A 14,792-nucleotide genomic window follows, 5' to 3' on the forward strand; every position below is an offset into this window, starting at 1 on the left:
GCGGAACGCGTTTACGCGGAGATCATGCTCAAGAGCTGAGGGAAGCGCATCATGGCGAATGACAGCAGCGACTTTGCCCGCTCGATGGCGATCGCGACCTCCGGCCTGCGCGCGCAGGCCGGGCGCATGCGGGTGATCTCGGAGAACATCGCGAACGCGGATTCGACTTCGCAGACATCAGGTGGCGATCCCTACCGGCGCAAGGTGCCGACCTTCTCCTCCGCGCTGGACCGCACGCTCGACGCGCAGGTCGTCACCCTCGGCAGGATCAAGCCGGACCAGTCGAACTTCCGCACCAAATACGAACCGAGCAATCCGGCCGCCGACGCGACCGGCAACGTCAAATATCCCAACGTGAACTCGGTGGTCGAGATGACCGACATGCGCGACGCGCAGCGGTCCTACGAGGCCAACCTCAACATCATCAGTGCGACGCGCCGGATGATCCAGCGCACGCTCGACATCCTCAAGAGCTGAACAGGACATTTGAGCCATGGCATCACCGACAATCGCAGCCAATACTTATGCCAACCTCGCCCGCGTGCTGGAGAACAGCGGCGCCGGCAAGGGCAGCGAAGCGAGCGGGCAGTCCTTCGCGTCGCTCCTGAAAGACGCTGTCGGCGGCGTCATGGAGTCCGGCCGCAAGTCCGACGCCCAGACCGTGGCGATGGCCGCCGGCAAGGCCAACGTAATGGACGTGGTGACGGCGGTCGCCGACACCGACGTCGCGGTGTCCACGCTGGTCTCGGTCCGCGACCGCGTGATCGCGGCATATGAAGACATCATGAAGATGCCGATCTGAGTTTTGGCGCTCGCGCTCGCCCCAATCGTCATTGCGAGCGCAGCGAAGCAATCCTGAATCTTTCCGCTGGCGACAGTCTGGATTGCTTCGCTGCGCTCGCAAAGACGGGGATAAGCCTTTGCTTCGCTCGGAACAGCGGTGAGGAGGCGAGAAATGAACAAGGAATTCTGCACATGACCGGACCTGAAACCCTCGACGTCGCGCGTGATGCGATCTGGACCATCGTGATCGTGTCGTCGCCGCTGATGGTGGTCGGCCTCGTGGTCGGCGTCGTCGTGTCGCTGTTCCAGGCGCTGACGCAGATCCAGGAGCAGACGCTGATCTACGTGCCGAAGATCCTGGCCATCTTCGCCACGATGCTGCTGGCGCTGCCGTTCATGGCCGACGCACTCCATTCCCACATGATGCGGATCTCGTCGCGAATCATCGGCGGCTGAGGCACAATGCGCCCGTCATGCGCATCGACGTCTCGCTGCTGCCGGCGCTCGCCGCTTCTTTCATGCTCGCCTTCGCCCGGGTCGGTGCGATGGTGATGCTGTTGCCGGGGCTGGGCGAGACCAACATTCCGACGCGGATCAAGCTGGCGATCGCGCTGCTGCTCACGCTGATCATCCTGCCGCTGCATCGCAACGCCTACCACGTCGACATGGGCTCGATCGCGCCGCTGCTGGTCATGATGCTGCATGAGATCGTGATCGGCATCGTGCTGGGGGCGACCGCGCGCGTGACGTTGTCGGCGCTTCAGGTCGCGGGCGCCGTGATTGCGCAGCAGATGGGGCTCGGCTTCGTCACTTCGGTCGATCCGACACAGGGACAGCAGGGCGTGCTGGTCGGCAATTTCCTGACCATGCTCGGGGTGACGCTGCTGTTTGCCACCGACAGCCATCATCTGGTGATCGCAGCGCTGAACGACAGCTACACGATCTTCGCGCCCGGCGAGACCGTATCGAGCGGCGACGTCGCTTCGCTGGCGACGCGCGCCTTTGCCGCCGCGTTCAGCCTGGGCTTGCAACTTTCCGGACCGTTCCTTGTGTTCGGCCTCGTCTTCAATATCGGGCTCGGCGTGCTGGCGCGGCTGATGCCGCAGATGCAGGTCTATTTCGTCGGCGTGCCGCTGTCGATCTTCGTGGGCTTCCTGGTGCTCGCCGTGGTGCTCACCGCGATGATGGGCACGTATCTCGACTATTTCATCGGTGTTATGCACCAGATGATGCCGCTTAAATAGGTGATCGATGGCAGACGACAACGATCCCGACAGTCAAACAGAAGACCCGACACAAAAGCGTCTCGAAGAGGCGCTCGAACGCGGCGACGTCGCCAAGAGCCAGGAGATCAACACCTGGTTCATGATCGCGGGCGGCACGCTCGTGGTCTCCACCTTCTCGGGCTCGGTGGGCAGCGGGCTGGTGACGCCGATGCGCAACCTGCTTGCCAATTCCTGGATGATCAAGACCGACGGCAGGGCTCTGCTCGCGCTGATGCAGCAGATCGAGGTCGCCGTGCTCGCAGCGATCGGCGTGCCCCTGCTGATGCTGGTGCTGGCGGCGATTGCCGGCAACGTGCTCCAGCACCGCCTGGTCTGGTCGGCCGAATCCCTGAAACCCAAATTCAGCAAACTGTCGCCGGCCGAGGGCCTCAAGCGCATCTTCGGCAAGCAGGCGGCCGCGAACTTCCTCAAGGGGCTCGGCAAGCTGATCGTGCTCGGCGCGGTCATGACCGTGGTCCTGTGGCCGGAGCGCCATCGCATGGAGGCGATGGTCAGGCTCGATCCGGCCGCCATGCTGGGCGCCAGCACCAGCCTGACCATTCATCTGCTCGGCGCAGTGGTCGCGGCGCTCGCGATCATCGCCATTGGCGACTATTTCTTCCAGTATCGCAGTTGGTTCCAGCGGCAGAAGATGTCGCTCCAGGAGATCAAGGAAGAGTTCAAGCAGTCCGAAGGCGACCCGCACATCAAGGGCAAGCTCCGGCAATTGCGCCAGCAGCGCTCCAAGAAGCGCATGATGGCGGCGGTTCCCAAGGCCTCCGTGATCATCACCAATCCGACCCACTATTCGATTGCGCTGTCCTACGAGCGCGGCATGTCTGCGCCGATCTGCGTCGCCAAGGGCGTCGACAACCTCGCCTTCAAGATCCGGGAGATCGCGCGCGAGCACGACATCCCGATCGTCGAGAACGTGCCGCTCGCCCGTGCGCTCTACGCCACCGTCGAAATCGACCAGGAAATCCCGACCGAGCACTACCATGCGGTCGCCGAGGTCATCGGTTACGTCATGCGGCTGAAACACGGATTCGGTGCCGGACGCGGATAAAATGCCCGAAAAGTACCGGAAATGGCCGTAATCTGGGAATCAGCGTACCTTTCGCCCTTGCTGCCCTTGCGCCTGCGGGTCCGATTCAGGCAGGGAGGACCCCACGCGCCCCGTAGCGCGTTGATTCTCTGCCGACAGGCTGTGCCAGCTTGAAATGACTGCCGAGACCGACCACGACCTCACACGCGAGCCCGTTGCGGCGCACGAGCCGTCGCCGCGATCGGGCAGCATTGCGCTGGTGCTGCTGGTGGCCGCCGGCCTCGTCGCCGTCGCCGTCGGGCTGATGACGCTCGGGCGCGCGCAGGCGCAGCCCTATATCCTCGGCATCCTCGCCGTGCTGGCGATGGTCGGCTTGTTCAACCTGTTCGCCTTCGCCGCCGGCATCATCCGCTTCGTCGACCGTAGTCTCGACGATCCCGTGATGGGGCGCATTGCCGACCACGCCTTCGACGGCCTGGCCGTGACCGATCCCCGCGGCCACGTGGTCTATTCCAATGCCGCCTATCTGACGCTCACCGGTGCCAGCGGACCGCAGGAGGTGCGGCCCGTGGAGCGCGTCTTCATCGGCAACCCCGACGTCTCCGAAGCCGTGTTCCGCCTGCTCAAGGCCGCGCGCGAAGGAAAACGGCAGCAGGAAGAGGTGCGCATCTCCGGCCATGACGGCAGCCAGGGCCGCTGGCTGCGCATGCGGGTGCGCCCGCTCGGCACCGGGAAGCGCGAGGCGAAATACGCGGTGTGGTCGATCGCCGACATTACCCGCGACCGCGAACGCCAGGAGGACGTGTTCCAGGAACTCCAGCACGCGATCGAATATCTCGATCACGCGCCCTGCGGCTTCTTTTCGGTCAATCCGGCCGGCGAGCTCGCCTATGTCAACGCGACGCTGGCGAACTGGCTCGATTACGATCTCGCCGAGATCGGCTCGGGCGGGCTGAAGCTCACCGACATCGTCTCCGGCGATGGCGCCTCGCTGCTCACCGCGATCGTTGCGGTGCCGGGTGAGGTGAAGACGGAAGTCTTCGACATCGACCTGCGCATGCGCACCGGTAAGACCATGCCGGTGCGGCTCTATCACAAGCTCGCCTTCGGCGCCGACGGCGCGCCGGGGCCGTCGCGCACGCTCGTCATCAGCCGCGCCCGCGACGAGCGCAGCGATCCCGACCGCGCCGCCGAAGTGCGCTTCATGCGCTTCTTCGACCACACGCCAATGGCGATCGCGACCGTCGACCGCGGCGGCAACGTCGTGCGCGCTAACGCGCGCTACGCCAAGCTCGGGCAGGCCCTCGGGCTCGACAGCGCCAGCAAGTCGATCTTCCGCGCGGTCAATTCGCGCGACCGGCACCTTTTGATCACGGCCATCAACCAGGCCGCGGAGGGCCAGGCCGACGTCGCGCCGGTCGAGGTGGCGCTCGAAGGAACCAAGGAGCGCTGGGGCCAGTTCTTCGTCACGCCGGTGGATGCCGCCGAGAACGACGCCGAAGCCGCCATCGTGCACATGCTCGAGACCACCGAGCGGCGCGCGCTGGAGAACCAGATCAACCAGTCGCAGAAGATGGAGACGGTCGGCCAGCTCGCCGGCGGCATCGCCCACGACTTCAACAACGTGCTCTCCGCCATCATGATGGCGAACGACTTCCTGCTGAACGCGCACAAGCCGACCGATCCGTCGTTCCAGGACATCATGCAGATCAAGCAGAACGCGACGCGCGCCGCGACGCTGGTGCGGCAGTTGCTGGCGTTCTCGCGGCGGCAGACGCTGCGGCCGCAGGTGCTCGACCTCGGCGATGCGCTGTCCGATCTCGCCATGCTGCTGCGCCGGCTGATCGGCGAGAAGGTCAAGCAGGAGACCATCCACGGCCGCGATCTCTGGCCGGTGAAGGTCGACGTCTCCCAGTTCGAACAGGTGATCGTCAACCTCGCGGTGAACGCGCGCGACGCCATGCCCGACGGCGGCAAGCTGATCATCCGCACCGCCAACGTCACGGCGGAAGAAGCGGCCAAGCTCGCCTACAAGGGCATGCCGGCTGCGGACTATGTGCGGATCGAGGTCGCCGACACCGGCACCGGCATCCCCGCCGATATCCGCGACAAGATTTTCGAGCCGTTCTTCTCGACCAAGGAAGTGGGCAAGGGCACCGGCCTCGGGCTCTCCACCGTCTACGGCATCGTCAAGCAGACCGGCGGCTTCATTTACGTGGACTCGGAACCGGGGCAGGGGACTTCGTTCCATATCTTCCTGCCGCGCCATCACGCCGAGCCGGAGGTGCAGGAGCAGCCCGCAGCAGTGGTCGGCGCGGCCAATGGCGCCGCGAAGGAGACCGCGCCTGCGGCGGCGGAGGCCAAGCCGCGCACCGATCTCACCGGACAGGGCACCATTCTTCTCGTCGAGGACGAAGAGGGCCTGCGCGCGCTGAACGCACGCGGCCTGCGCTCGCGCGGCTACACCGTGGTGGAGGCCGAGAACGGCGTCGAGGCCATGGAGGTCCTTGAGGAGCAAAGCGGTGCGATCGATCTCGTCGTCTCCGACGTCGTGATGCCTGAGATGGACGGCCCGACGCTGCTGAAGGCGATGCGCGAGAAGAATCCCGACATCAAGTTCATCTTCGTCTCCGGCTACGCCGAGGACGCCTTCGAGAAGAGCCTGCCGGAAGGCCAGCAATTCGACTTCCTGCCAAAGCCGTTCACGCTCAGCCAGCTCGTGGCGGCCGTAAAGGAGACGATGGCAAAGGCGGGATGACGGCGACGACCACTGTCGATTTGCGAGAGTTCCTCGAAACGACGAGGAAAAAGCGGCATTCCTGTCGTAAACCCGCCGGTAACCCGCGACCGCAATTCCTCTGGCTCCCCGGCCAAACCCCCGCCAAATATGGGCTTTTGCCACATCCCCGCGACTGAGGGCCGCAGCCATAAGTTCCGAAACCGGCTTCACTTTTCGGGAAGTCTGCCCATCTTAGGAGCACGTCCCCATGCCGGGGATTTGGGAAACGCACATGACTTTCTCGCAACGCTCCCGCACTCTCTTCAAGACCCTCGCCGTCATGCTGGCGCTTGCGCTGCCGACTGCGCTGGTGATTTCGTCCGCCGACGCCCGCGTCGGTGGTGGCATGTCGTCGGGTTCGCGCGGCTCGCGCACCTATTCGGCGCCGCCTTCGACCACGACCGCGCCGGGCTCGACCTCGCAGTTCAACCGCACCTATACCCAGCCGGGTGCCGGCATGAATTCGGCTGCCGCCGCACCCGCCCGTGGCGGCCTGTTCGGCCGCGCCGGCGGCTTCATGGGCGGCCTTGCGGCCGGCTTCCTCGGCGCAGGCCTGCTCGGCATGCTGTTCGGCGGCGGCCTGTTCGGTGGCCTCGGCGGCCTGTCGTCAATCATTGGCCTGATCATCCAGATCGCGCTCGTGGTGTTGGTGGTGCGGCTGGCGATGTCCTGGTGGCAGCGCCGCCACTCGCAGCAGGCGGCCTATGCCAATGCTGATGCAGGCAGCGGTCAGGGACCGCAGCCGAACTATCGCAGCGGCCTCGGTGGCGGTAGCGTCGGTGGTGGACTTGGCGGTGGTCTCGGCGGCTTCGGCTTCGGCGGCGCCAACAACGCACCGCTCGAGATCAAGCCGGATGACTATGAGGCGTTCGAGCGCCTGCTCGGCGATGTCCAGGCCGCCTGGTCGAACGAGGACGTGGCAAAGCTGCACACGCTCGCGACGCCGGAAATGGTCTCCTATTTCGAGCAGGACCTCGGCCAGAACCGCGCGCGCAACGTCGTCAACAAGGTGACCAACGTCAAGCTGTTGCAGGGCGACCTCGCGGAAGCCTGGCGCGAAGGCGAGACCGAATACGCCACGGTGGCGCTGCGCTTCGCCCTCACCGACAAGACGCTGGACCGCAACAGCGGTGCGGTTGTCGCCGGCAGCGAGCAGCCGGCCGAGGCGACCGAGATCTGGACCTTCGCCCGCCGTCCGGGCAGCGGCTGGGAATTGTCGGCGATCCAGCAGACCAACTGATCGTACGCAGATTAAAGACAAGGGCGTCGTGCTTCGGCACGGCGCCCTTTTTCTTTGAGCCGCTTATGTCCCGATACGGCCGACCATTTTGCGCGAAGCACTTAATTGCTTGTTGCCCGCGCAGAGCTCCCGCAATTTCGCGCCTGCCGGTTAGAGAGGGAGATATTCGGTGAGCCAGTCTGTCGCGCGCTCCAGGACAAATCACGAAACCATTGCCAGGAATTCGTCCCTGCCGCTGGAGGCGATCGAAACGGCGTATGACCGGATCGAGGCCGAGCGCGACCGCAATTGCTGGATCTATCTTCGCCCGCGGGAGGAGGCGCTCGAAGCATGCCGGAAGCTCGTGGCGCGCGCGCGGACGGGCGAAAATCTTCCGCTGCTCGGCATTCCCTTTGGTGTGAAGGACAATATCGATGTCGAGGGAATGCCAACCACTGCCGCATGCCCGGCGTTCAGCTACACGCCCTGGCATTCCGCTCACAGCGTCGAACGCCTCACCGCGGCCGGCGCAATTTGCCTCGGAAAGACCAATCTCGATCAGTTCGCCACAGGCCTGTCCGGCGCGCGTTCGCCCTATGGCCCCTGCGCGTCGGTTGCCGATGCGCGCTATATTGCGGGCGGCTCCAGTTCCGGGTCCGCGGTCGCCGTCGCGGCCGGGCACGTCGCGTTCGCGCTCGGCACCGATACCGGCGGGTCCGGCCGCATACCTGCCGGCTTCAACAACATCGTCGGAATCAAGCCGACCGTTGGGCTGGTGTCATCACGCGGGCTGGTGCCGAATTGCCCGACGATCGATTGCGTCTCGGTGTTCTGCAATACCGTCAGTGATGGCGAGGCAATCCTCGAAATTATCGAAGGGTTCGATTTCGAAGATCCCTACAGCCGCCTGCCCAGGGCCTTTTCTTTCGCCAGCGGGGCGGTGCCATCCTTCCGCTTCGGCCGCATCGCGTCCGCCGATCTCGAATGCTTCGGCATGCCGGAATGCGGCGAGCTCTATGAGCGCGCCTGCGAGCGTTTCACGCAGATCGGGGGAACGGCGATCGAGGTGGACCTCGCGCCGTTCCGCCAGGCCGGGGAGTTGATGTTCAGCGGACCCTGGGTCGCGGAGCGGCACTCGGCCATCGCTTCGCTGATGGACATCGATTCTGGCTCCCTGCTTGATGTCACGAGGACCGTGCTGGGCTCGGCCGCCGGCTATTCAGCGATCGACACATTTGGTGCCATTCACCGGCTGCACCGGCTTCGCCGCGACGCCGAGGCGATCTTTGCGGGTATCGATGCGCTGGTGGTCCCGACCGCACCGCGGCCGTTCACGCTGGAGGAGATGGATCGCGATCCGATCACCCTCAACAATCGCCTCGGCTACTACTCGTACTTTGCCAATCTGCTTGATCTCTGCGGCGTGGCGGTTCCGAACGCGACATTGTCGAACGGCATGCCCATGGGCGTGACCCTTCTGGCGCCGGCCTGGCATGATCGCGCGCTGATCGGACTGGCGCGGCGGTTCGAGGCCAGTGCAGGCCGAGCGGCGTTCGAATTGAAGTCTGGCGGCTGACGGACGGAATTTATTCCATCTCTTGCTCGAGCGTCGAAAGATCCAGGATCGAAATCACGGATCTGTCGTACCTGATCACGCCTTCCTCCTGGAGCCGCGCGAGCTGTACTGTCACCCATTGGCGGGTGGATCCGATGAGATTGGCGAGATCGCCGTGGGTAAACGGCATCCCGATGACGACCTCGCCGTCGCGCTTCACGCCGTAGACGTGCGACAGGAAGATCAACAGGCTATGCAGCCGCTCGGTCACCGAGCGCGTCCCGAGCATCTGGGCCATCGCCGAATAGCATCGCGCCTTGAATGCCAGGGCATCCAGCAAGGCGACGGCGATCGCCGGCGATTCCAGCGCAAGCCGCCGCAGCGCCAGTCCCGGCATGAACGTCAACAGGCTGGGTTCGGCCGCAACCGATGACCACATATGCGGGCCCGTTCCGAATATATCGGGGCCGCCAACGAAGTTGCCGGGAAACCAGTAGGCGAGCGTGACCTCGCGCCCCGACGGCGCCGCATAGTAGCTGCGTATGCGTCCCTCGCTGATCAGGTAGATCCCAGCCTGTGTGTCGCCCTGAGACCAAACCAGTTGGCCGGCTTCCAGGGCCTTCTCGCGTCCGATCGCACGCAGCCGATTGCAATCAGCCCGGTTGAGACCGTCCAGCAAGCCGGGCAGCGGCCTGACGAGATTGTCCGACTCGGCCAGCATCACACCTGCCGCTATCGCGCTATTCGCCCTGTGCATCGCCGGCTCCACCGTGAGACCCGGCATCGATTATTCAAGAACCATGCCAGCGAGCTGCGGGCTGCTTCGCGATTTCCAAGTTCTGGGCGATCAGCTCGCGTCCGACTGATTGAACGCCCGCAGCCCTTCTGCGCGGATGACGTCGAGACAATCCTTCTTGAGGGAAAGATAGGTTGGCTCGACCATGACAGAACTCGACCGCGGGCGCGGCAGCTTGACCGCGACTTCGCGCAGGATGCGGCCGGGCCCCGCGCTCATGATGAGAACACGGTCGGCCAGCACGATGGCTTCATCGATGTCATGCGTGACGAACACGATCGTCGCCTTGATCCGGTCGCGCAGCTCCAGCAGATTGTCTTGCATCACCGCCCGGGTCTGCGCATCGAGGGCCCCGAAGGGCTCGTCCATCAGCAGCACGCGGGGCTGATTGGCCAAGGCTCGCGCGATCGCCACGCGCTGTTGCATGCCGCCGGACAGCGTGTTCGGATAGGCGTCGGCGAAACGCTTGAGACCGACCGTCGCGATCAGATCGTCGGCGATGGCATTCGCTTCCATCCTGGACTTCCCAAGCATCCTGGGGCCATGGGCGATGTTCCTGCGGACCGACTTCCAAGGGAAAAGATGCGGCTGCTGGAACACCATGCCGACATCGGGTCGCGGGCTGTAGACACGCGAGCCCTCTACCAGGATGTCGCCCTCAAACGGCACTTCCAGTCCGGCGATCGTATTGAGCACCGTCGACTTGCCACAACCGGAGGGCCCGACGATGCAAACGAACTCGCCAGGCGCCACGTCGAAGGACACGCGATCCACCGCGATGGTCTGCCCGCGGCGGGTGTCAAAAACGATGCTCAGGTTTGAGACTTGAATGGCCGGTTGTCTCCGCACCGATTCGACGGGGGCTGGCGAACTTGCCAGAGCCAGTTTCATGATCGATCGAGCTCCCGACATCAACGCCACCAGACAGTACGTTCCGCAAGAGCTGAAAACAGCCGGTCGGCAATGAACGAAATCAACCCGAGCGCTGCGAGCCCGCCCATGACCTGGCCCGTTTGCAAATTCTGCTGCGCAATCTCGATCCTGTAGACGATGCCGGCGAAAGCGCCTGCGAGTTCGGCCGCGACGAGCGTGTAAAAGGAGATGCTGACGGCGGTGCGCAACCCGACCACGATGTAGGGAAGCGCGCCCAGCAGCACGATCTCCTGGAGCATCTGCCGCCGGGGCGTGCCAAGTATTAGCGCCGCCCTGATCAGGCCGCGGTCAACCTTCTGCACGCCGATGTGGGTCGAAAGCCAAACCGTGAAGAACACGCCCCATACGACGAGGAACAGTTTTCCCGCCTCCGACAGGCCGAACCAGAGGATGACGATCGGCACGAAAGCAATCGGCGGAATTGGCCGCAGGATATGGAATAGCGGAGACAGCAAGCTCGAAATAACAGGGAATTGGCCGGTGAGGATACCGAGCAGGATGCCGAGCAGGCCGCCTACGATGAACCCCGTGGTGACGCGAAAGAGGCTGGCCAGTAGATCGCCAAGGAACTGTCCGCTTCGTATCCACTCAAGGACCGCCGCAGCTACCACTGTCGGCGGCGGAAACAGCACCATGTTGACGGCCCCGGAACGGGAGACCAGTTCCCAGAGGCCGACGAACAGGGGAAGCGAAAGCGCCCCGACCAGAATATTGATGCGGCGAAGACGAACTGAATCCGGCCGCCGACCGCGACCGTCGGTGCGGAGAGCAATTTCTTGTCCTGCTGAGGTGCCGTCCTGCATGGCTGTGCGGGTGCCTATTTCCACGAGAGCGTGACGCGTGCGGGGTCGACCTTCTTCAGCGGCTCGGCGACGACGACCTTGCTGAAGTCGGGCATCACCGCTCCCGGAGGATGGTTGCCGCTCTCGAGGCGCCATGCGGAGTGGGTCTTGAGAATCTCGATCAGCCGGTCGTCGAGACGCACCCGGTAAACATAGTCGGCCCAGATCGGAGCGAGGTCGTCCCGCTTCATGCCGACCGCGTCCGCCACGACCGTGATCGCTTCATCCGGGTGTGCTTTCATCCAGACCTCGGCGTCGATCAGCGCGGCGATGAACTTCTCAACCAGCGCAGGGTTGGCATCCAGATAGGGTCTCGTGACGACGATGTTGAACGTCTCGGAGTAAGTGCCCGTTGTATCGAGCTCAGCGACGGCTTCGCCGAGGGCCTTCTTGGCGTTGGCGATGTGGGGTTCCCAAGTGTCGATCGCGTCGATGCTTCCTGCTGCAAGTGCCGGCAGCATCTCCTGCGGCCGCAGGTTGACGAGGGTGACATCCTTGGGAGTCAATCCCGCCGACTTCAGCAAAGTCGCCGTGTAGACCTCGCTGCCGGTGCCGGCAGTGAATCCGATTCGCTTGCCGCGAAGATCTGCCTTGGTCTTGACGCCGGCCTTGGCCACGACGACCGTCTTGAGGTCGGAATATTCCATGCCGGCGACGAAGGCGATAGGCTGGTTTGCCATCGCCGAAGCGGTGACCGGCGCCTCCGCCGTCGTCGCGATGTCGGCGCCGCCCCCGATCACGGTGTCCAGGCACTGCTTGCCGGACGTGAAGTTCGAGACGGTGATGTCCAGTCCCTTCTTTTCGAAAATCCCCTTCGATTTGGCGACGATCGCAAGGCCGGAGATCGGTCCGAGGTTTTGCGCAAGCCGGGCTTTGAGCAATTCCGCGGCCGAGGCGCAGCCCGGACCAATGGCGAGGTAGCAAAGCGCGGCATAGCCGGCGATTGCCGCAATTGGGCGGACGGTGTTCCAGTGCATGACGATCTCCCCTCGCGCCGCGCCGGGCGGCAGCCCCGATGTGATCGCGGATACCGCCCTGAACGGCTCCGCAACGGACTCCCGCGTCCTCCCCTGGGCGATCGCTTGAGGATCGGCCCCGCGTTGGTATGCTCGCCCGGCGCTACGGTCTCGGGAAGCAATTAATCGACATGGCCCTTGGGGCGACCGGTCGCGGGCCGCCGCTCGAGGCAACGCCCGTGCGGCGGATGGCCGCCGGAATAATGTCTGTCGTGACGGGTTCATGTCAGCAGATCAAAGACCGTCAGCCAGAAGCAATCGCAGGAACAATCTGCAGGAACAATCGGGAGGATAGGATGAGCATTTTTGCCAGGGTCATCGTGCCAGCAGGCGTTGCGCTCGCGCTCTTCGCAAGTCCATCGGTGCAGGCGCAGTCAGCCGACATGACCTTCTTTGTGACTTCGAGCGGGCCGGGCAAGGGAGCCGATCTCGGCGGCCTTGAAGGGGCCGATGCGCAGTGCCAGAAGCTCGCACAGACGGTCGGCGCCGGAACCAAGACCTGGCATGCCTATCTATCGACACAGGCCGCGGACGGTAAGCCGGCGGTCAATGCCAAGGACCGCATTGGCAAGGGACCCTGGCAGAATGCAAAAGGCGTCGTGATCGCCAAGGACGTCGCTGAACTGCACAGCGCCAACAAGGTCAACAAGGATAGTTCGCTGACCGAGAAGGGCGAGGTGGTCAACGGCTTTGGCGACCAGCCCAACCGTCACGACATTCTCACGGGATCGCAGCCTGACGGTACGGCGTTCGCGGGCGCCGATGACCGCACCTGCAAGAACTGGACGTCGAGCACGCAAGGCGCGGCGATGCTCGGCCATTCCGATGTCAACGGCCCGGCGACCAATCCGACGGTGAAGTCCTGGAACGCCGCCCATCCCTCGCGCGGATCGGAGGGCGGTTGTTCGCAGGCCGACCTGAAAAGCACCGGCGGCGACGGGCTGCTGTATTGTTTTGCAGTGAACTGAGGACGTCTGCTCTCGCCTCATCGTCATTGGGGGCCAACGGGTCCGCGCCAAGCGCGGCCCAGTTGGCTCGCAATGACGGAGCGTGGGGTTGCGTGCTACACTGATGAGCACGCAATCACGGATCCCTCCCATGAAATACGAGCTCTACTACTGGCCCGAGATCCAGGGCCGCGGTGAATATGTGCGGCTGGCGCTGGAGGAGGCGGGGGCCGCTTATGTCGACGTTGCGCGCGGCCCGCGCGGCACCGCTGCGATGATGAAGATGATGGATGCGCATAAGGGCACGCCGCCCTTTGCGCCGCCGTTCCTGAAAGCGGGCAAGCTCGTCGTCGGCCAGACCGCCAACATCCTGTTTTATCTCGGCGCCCGCCACGGACTCGCGCCGAAGACGGAGGCGGGCAAGCTCTGGGTGCACCAGCTTCAGCTCACCATCACCGACCTCGTGACCGAGATCCACGACACCCATCACCCGCTCGGGCCTTCGATGTACTATGAAGATCAGAAGCCGGCGGCCAAGAAGCGCACGGCCGAGTTCTGGGACGAGCGCGTGCCGAAATATCTCGGCTATTTCGAAGAGCTTCTCGCCGGCAATGGGGGTGCCTATGTCACCGGTCGCAGGCTGACTTACGTCGATCTCTCGCTGTTCCAGATCGTCGATGGGCTGCGCTACGCCTTCCCCAAGCGCATGAAGGCGTTCGAGGGAAATATCCCGGGCCTCGTCGCCCTGCACGACCGCATCGCCGCGCGGCCGAACATCAAGGCCTATCTTGCGAGCGAACGCCGCATTCCCTTCAACGAGCAGGGCATTTTCCGCCGCTACAAGGAATTGGACAATTAGCCGGTCCGGATAGCGGCTCACCACACGCCGGGCAGCAGGCGATAGCGCACGCGCGTCATATAGTCGGAATAGCCCGGCAGGCCCTCGCGCAGCGTGCGCTCCTCGATGCCGATGCGGACAGCAAACAAAACGACGATGACCGGCGCTATCGCAAGGCCCCACCACGAGCCCAGCAGCAGCGGCACGCCGGCGAAGAACAGGATCATGCCGCTGTACATGGGATGGCGCACATGCGCGTAAGGCCCCGTCGAGACCACGCGCTGTGCGCGTTCGGCCTGGAGCTTCACCACGGGCGCGGCGAACGAGTTCTCGCGGAACACCCACAGGATGAACAGCGTCGAGAGGACGAACAGCAGGAGACCGAGCGCCTGGAACGCAACCGGCACGTCGGAGGACTGCGTGCGCCGGTCGAGCCCCATCGCGGCCAGCCAGGCCAGCATCGCAATGACGAAGACGATCATGAAGGCCTTGTCGGCGGCAGGCTGGTCCTTTTGTAGGACCGGCCGCAGACGTTCGGCGAGCAGCGCCGGATCGACCCGATAAAGCCACCAGCCGCAGAGCGGGCCGAGCAGGGCGCAGGTGGCGAGGAACACCCAGGCCGAAGGCCAATGCATCGTCCCGGCGCAAGCGAACAGCAGCGCGCCCATGCCGGCGGTGGTGATCGTGTTCTGCAACAGCAGTTTTGCGATCATGTTCGATCTGATTCCGTCACACGCCGGCGCATTGATAGCATTCTTCGGGCAAACATGCGGC

The 14,792-nt window shown here is 64.2% G+C and carries 15 protein-coding genes; 10 read left to right on the top strand and 5 right to left on the bottom strand.

The window, feature by feature from the left end; all coding sequences use genetic code 11:
* The first annotated feature begins 51 nt into the window (after positions 1 to 51).
* The 8 genes from flgC (at position 52) to atzF (ending at position 8,667) form a co-directional block, all read left to right on the top strand.
* Positions 52 to 477, top strand: a complete 426-nt coding sequence (flgC, locus tag CT676_RS10550; protein ID WP_028148498.1) for a flagellar basal body rod protein FlgC — start codon at positions 52 to 54, stop codon at positions 475 to 477.
* Between the two features lie 16 nt (positions 478 to 493).
* Positions 494 to 802: a flagellar hook-basal body complex protein FliE gene (fliE, locus tag CT676_RS10555; RefSeq protein WP_135214598.1), complete on the top strand. Its 309-nt coding sequence runs from the start codon at positions 494 to 496 to the stop codon at positions 800 to 802.
* A 173-nt stretch (positions 803 to 975) separates the two neighbouring features.
* On the top strand, positions 976 to 1,239 hold the full coding sequence (gene fliQ, locus CT676_RS10560; RefSeq protein ID WP_014494021.1) for a flagellar biosynthesis protein FliQ: 264 nt from the start codon (positions 976 to 978) through the stop codon (positions 1,237 to 1,239).
* A gap of 17 nt (positions 1,240 to 1,256) precedes the next feature.
* Positions 1,257 to 2,027: a flagellar biosynthetic protein FliR gene (gene fliR / locus CT676_RS10565; protein ID WP_028148497.1), complete on the top strand. Its 771-nt coding sequence runs from the start codon at positions 1,257 to 1,259 to the stop codon at positions 2,025 to 2,027.
* Between the two features lie 7 nt (positions 2,028 to 2,034).
* Entirely contained in the window at positions 2,035 to 3,114 is a 1,080-nt protein-coding gene (flhB, locus tag CT676_RS10570) for a flagellar biosynthesis protein FlhB (RefSeq protein ID WP_135214599.1), read from the top strand.
* Between the two features lie 154 nt (positions 3,115 to 3,268).
* Positions 3,269 to 5,851 (top strand): PAS domain-containing protein, encoded by a 2,583-nt coding sequence (locus CT676_RS10575; protein ID WP_135214600.1) that lies wholly within the window; start codon positions 3,269 to 3,271, stop codon positions 5,849 to 5,851.
* Positions 5,852 to 6,080: 229 nt separating this feature from the next.
* Entirely contained in the window at positions 6,081 to 7,112 is a 1,032-nt protein-coding gene (locus CT676_RS10580; protein WP_135214601.1) for a TIM44-like domain-containing protein, read from the top strand.
* Positions 7,113 to 7,281: 169 nt separating this feature from the next.
* A complete protein-coding gene (gene atzF, locus CT676_RS10585) occupies positions 7,282 to 8,667 on the top strand; it encodes an allophanate hydrolase (protein ID WP_135214602.1) in 1,386 nt (461 codons plus the stop codon).
* 10 nt (positions 8,668 to 8,677) lie between these two features.
* On the opposite strand, the gene CT676_RS10590 is transcribed toward atzF, so the two are convergent.
* The 4 genes from CT676_RS10590 to CT676_RS10605 form a co-directional block, all read right to left on the bottom strand.
* Complete coding sequence (locus tag CT676_RS10590; protein ID WP_063986244.1) at positions 8,678 to 9,403, bottom strand: Crp/Fnr family transcriptional regulator; 726 nt, start codon at positions 9,401 to 9,403, stop codon at positions 8,678 to 8,680.
* Positions 9,404 to 9,493: 90 nt separating this feature from the next.
* On the bottom strand, positions 9,494 to 10,333 hold the full coding sequence (locus tag CT676_RS10595; RefSeq protein ID WP_193560876.1) for an ABC transporter ATP-binding protein: 840 nt from the start codon (positions 10,331 to 10,333) through the stop codon (positions 9,494 to 9,496).
* 20 nt (positions 10,334 to 10,353) lie between these two features.
* The gene (locus CT676_RS10600) at positions 10,354 to 11,178 is read right to left on the bottom strand and encodes an ABC transporter permease (RefSeq protein WP_244623138.1); all 825 of its coding nucleotides are present in this window, start codon (positions 11,176 to 11,178) and stop codon (positions 10,354 to 10,356) included.
* Positions 11,179 to 11,192: 14 nt separating this feature from the next.
* The gene (locus CT676_RS10605; RefSeq protein WP_167768015.1) at positions 11,193 to 12,194 is read right to left on the bottom strand and encodes an NrtA/SsuA/CpmA family ABC transporter substrate-binding protein; all 1,002 of its coding nucleotides are present in this window, start codon (positions 12,192 to 12,194) and stop codon (positions 11,193 to 11,195) included.
* A gap of 335 nt (positions 12,195 to 12,529) precedes the next feature.
* Here CT676_RS10605 and CT676_RS10610 point away from each other — a divergent pair, with 335 nt between their 5' ends.
* The gene (locus CT676_RS10610; RefSeq protein WP_135214605.1) at positions 12,530 to 13,201 is read left to right on the top strand and encodes a lectin; all 672 of its coding nucleotides are present in this window, start codon (positions 12,530 to 12,532) and stop codon (positions 13,199 to 13,201) included.
* 130 nt (positions 13,202 to 13,331) lie between these two features.
* On the top strand, positions 13,332 to 14,039 hold the full coding sequence (locus CT676_RS10615; protein ID WP_135214606.1) for a glutathione S-transferase: 708 nt from the start codon (positions 13,332 to 13,334) through the stop codon (positions 14,037 to 14,039).
* A 17-nt stretch (positions 14,040 to 14,056) separates the two neighbouring features.
* Here the strand turns inward: CT676_RS10615 and CT676_RS10620 are convergent, their stop codons facing one another.
* Positions 14,057 to 14,731 carry an isoprenylcysteine carboxylmethyltransferase family protein gene (locus CT676_RS10620; protein WP_135214607.1) on the bottom strand — a complete coding sequence of 225 codons (675 nt, stop codon included), beginning with the start codon at positions 14,729 to 14,731 and terminating at the stop codon, positions 14,057 to 14,059.
* Positions 14,732 to 14,792: the final 61 nt, after the last annotated feature.

Source organism: Bradyrhizobium sp. MOS001, assembly GCF_004634465.1.
Classification (GTDB): domain Bacteria; phylum Pseudomonadota; class Alphaproteobacteria; order Rhizobiales; family Xanthobacteraceae; genus Bradyrhizobium; species Bradyrhizobium barranii.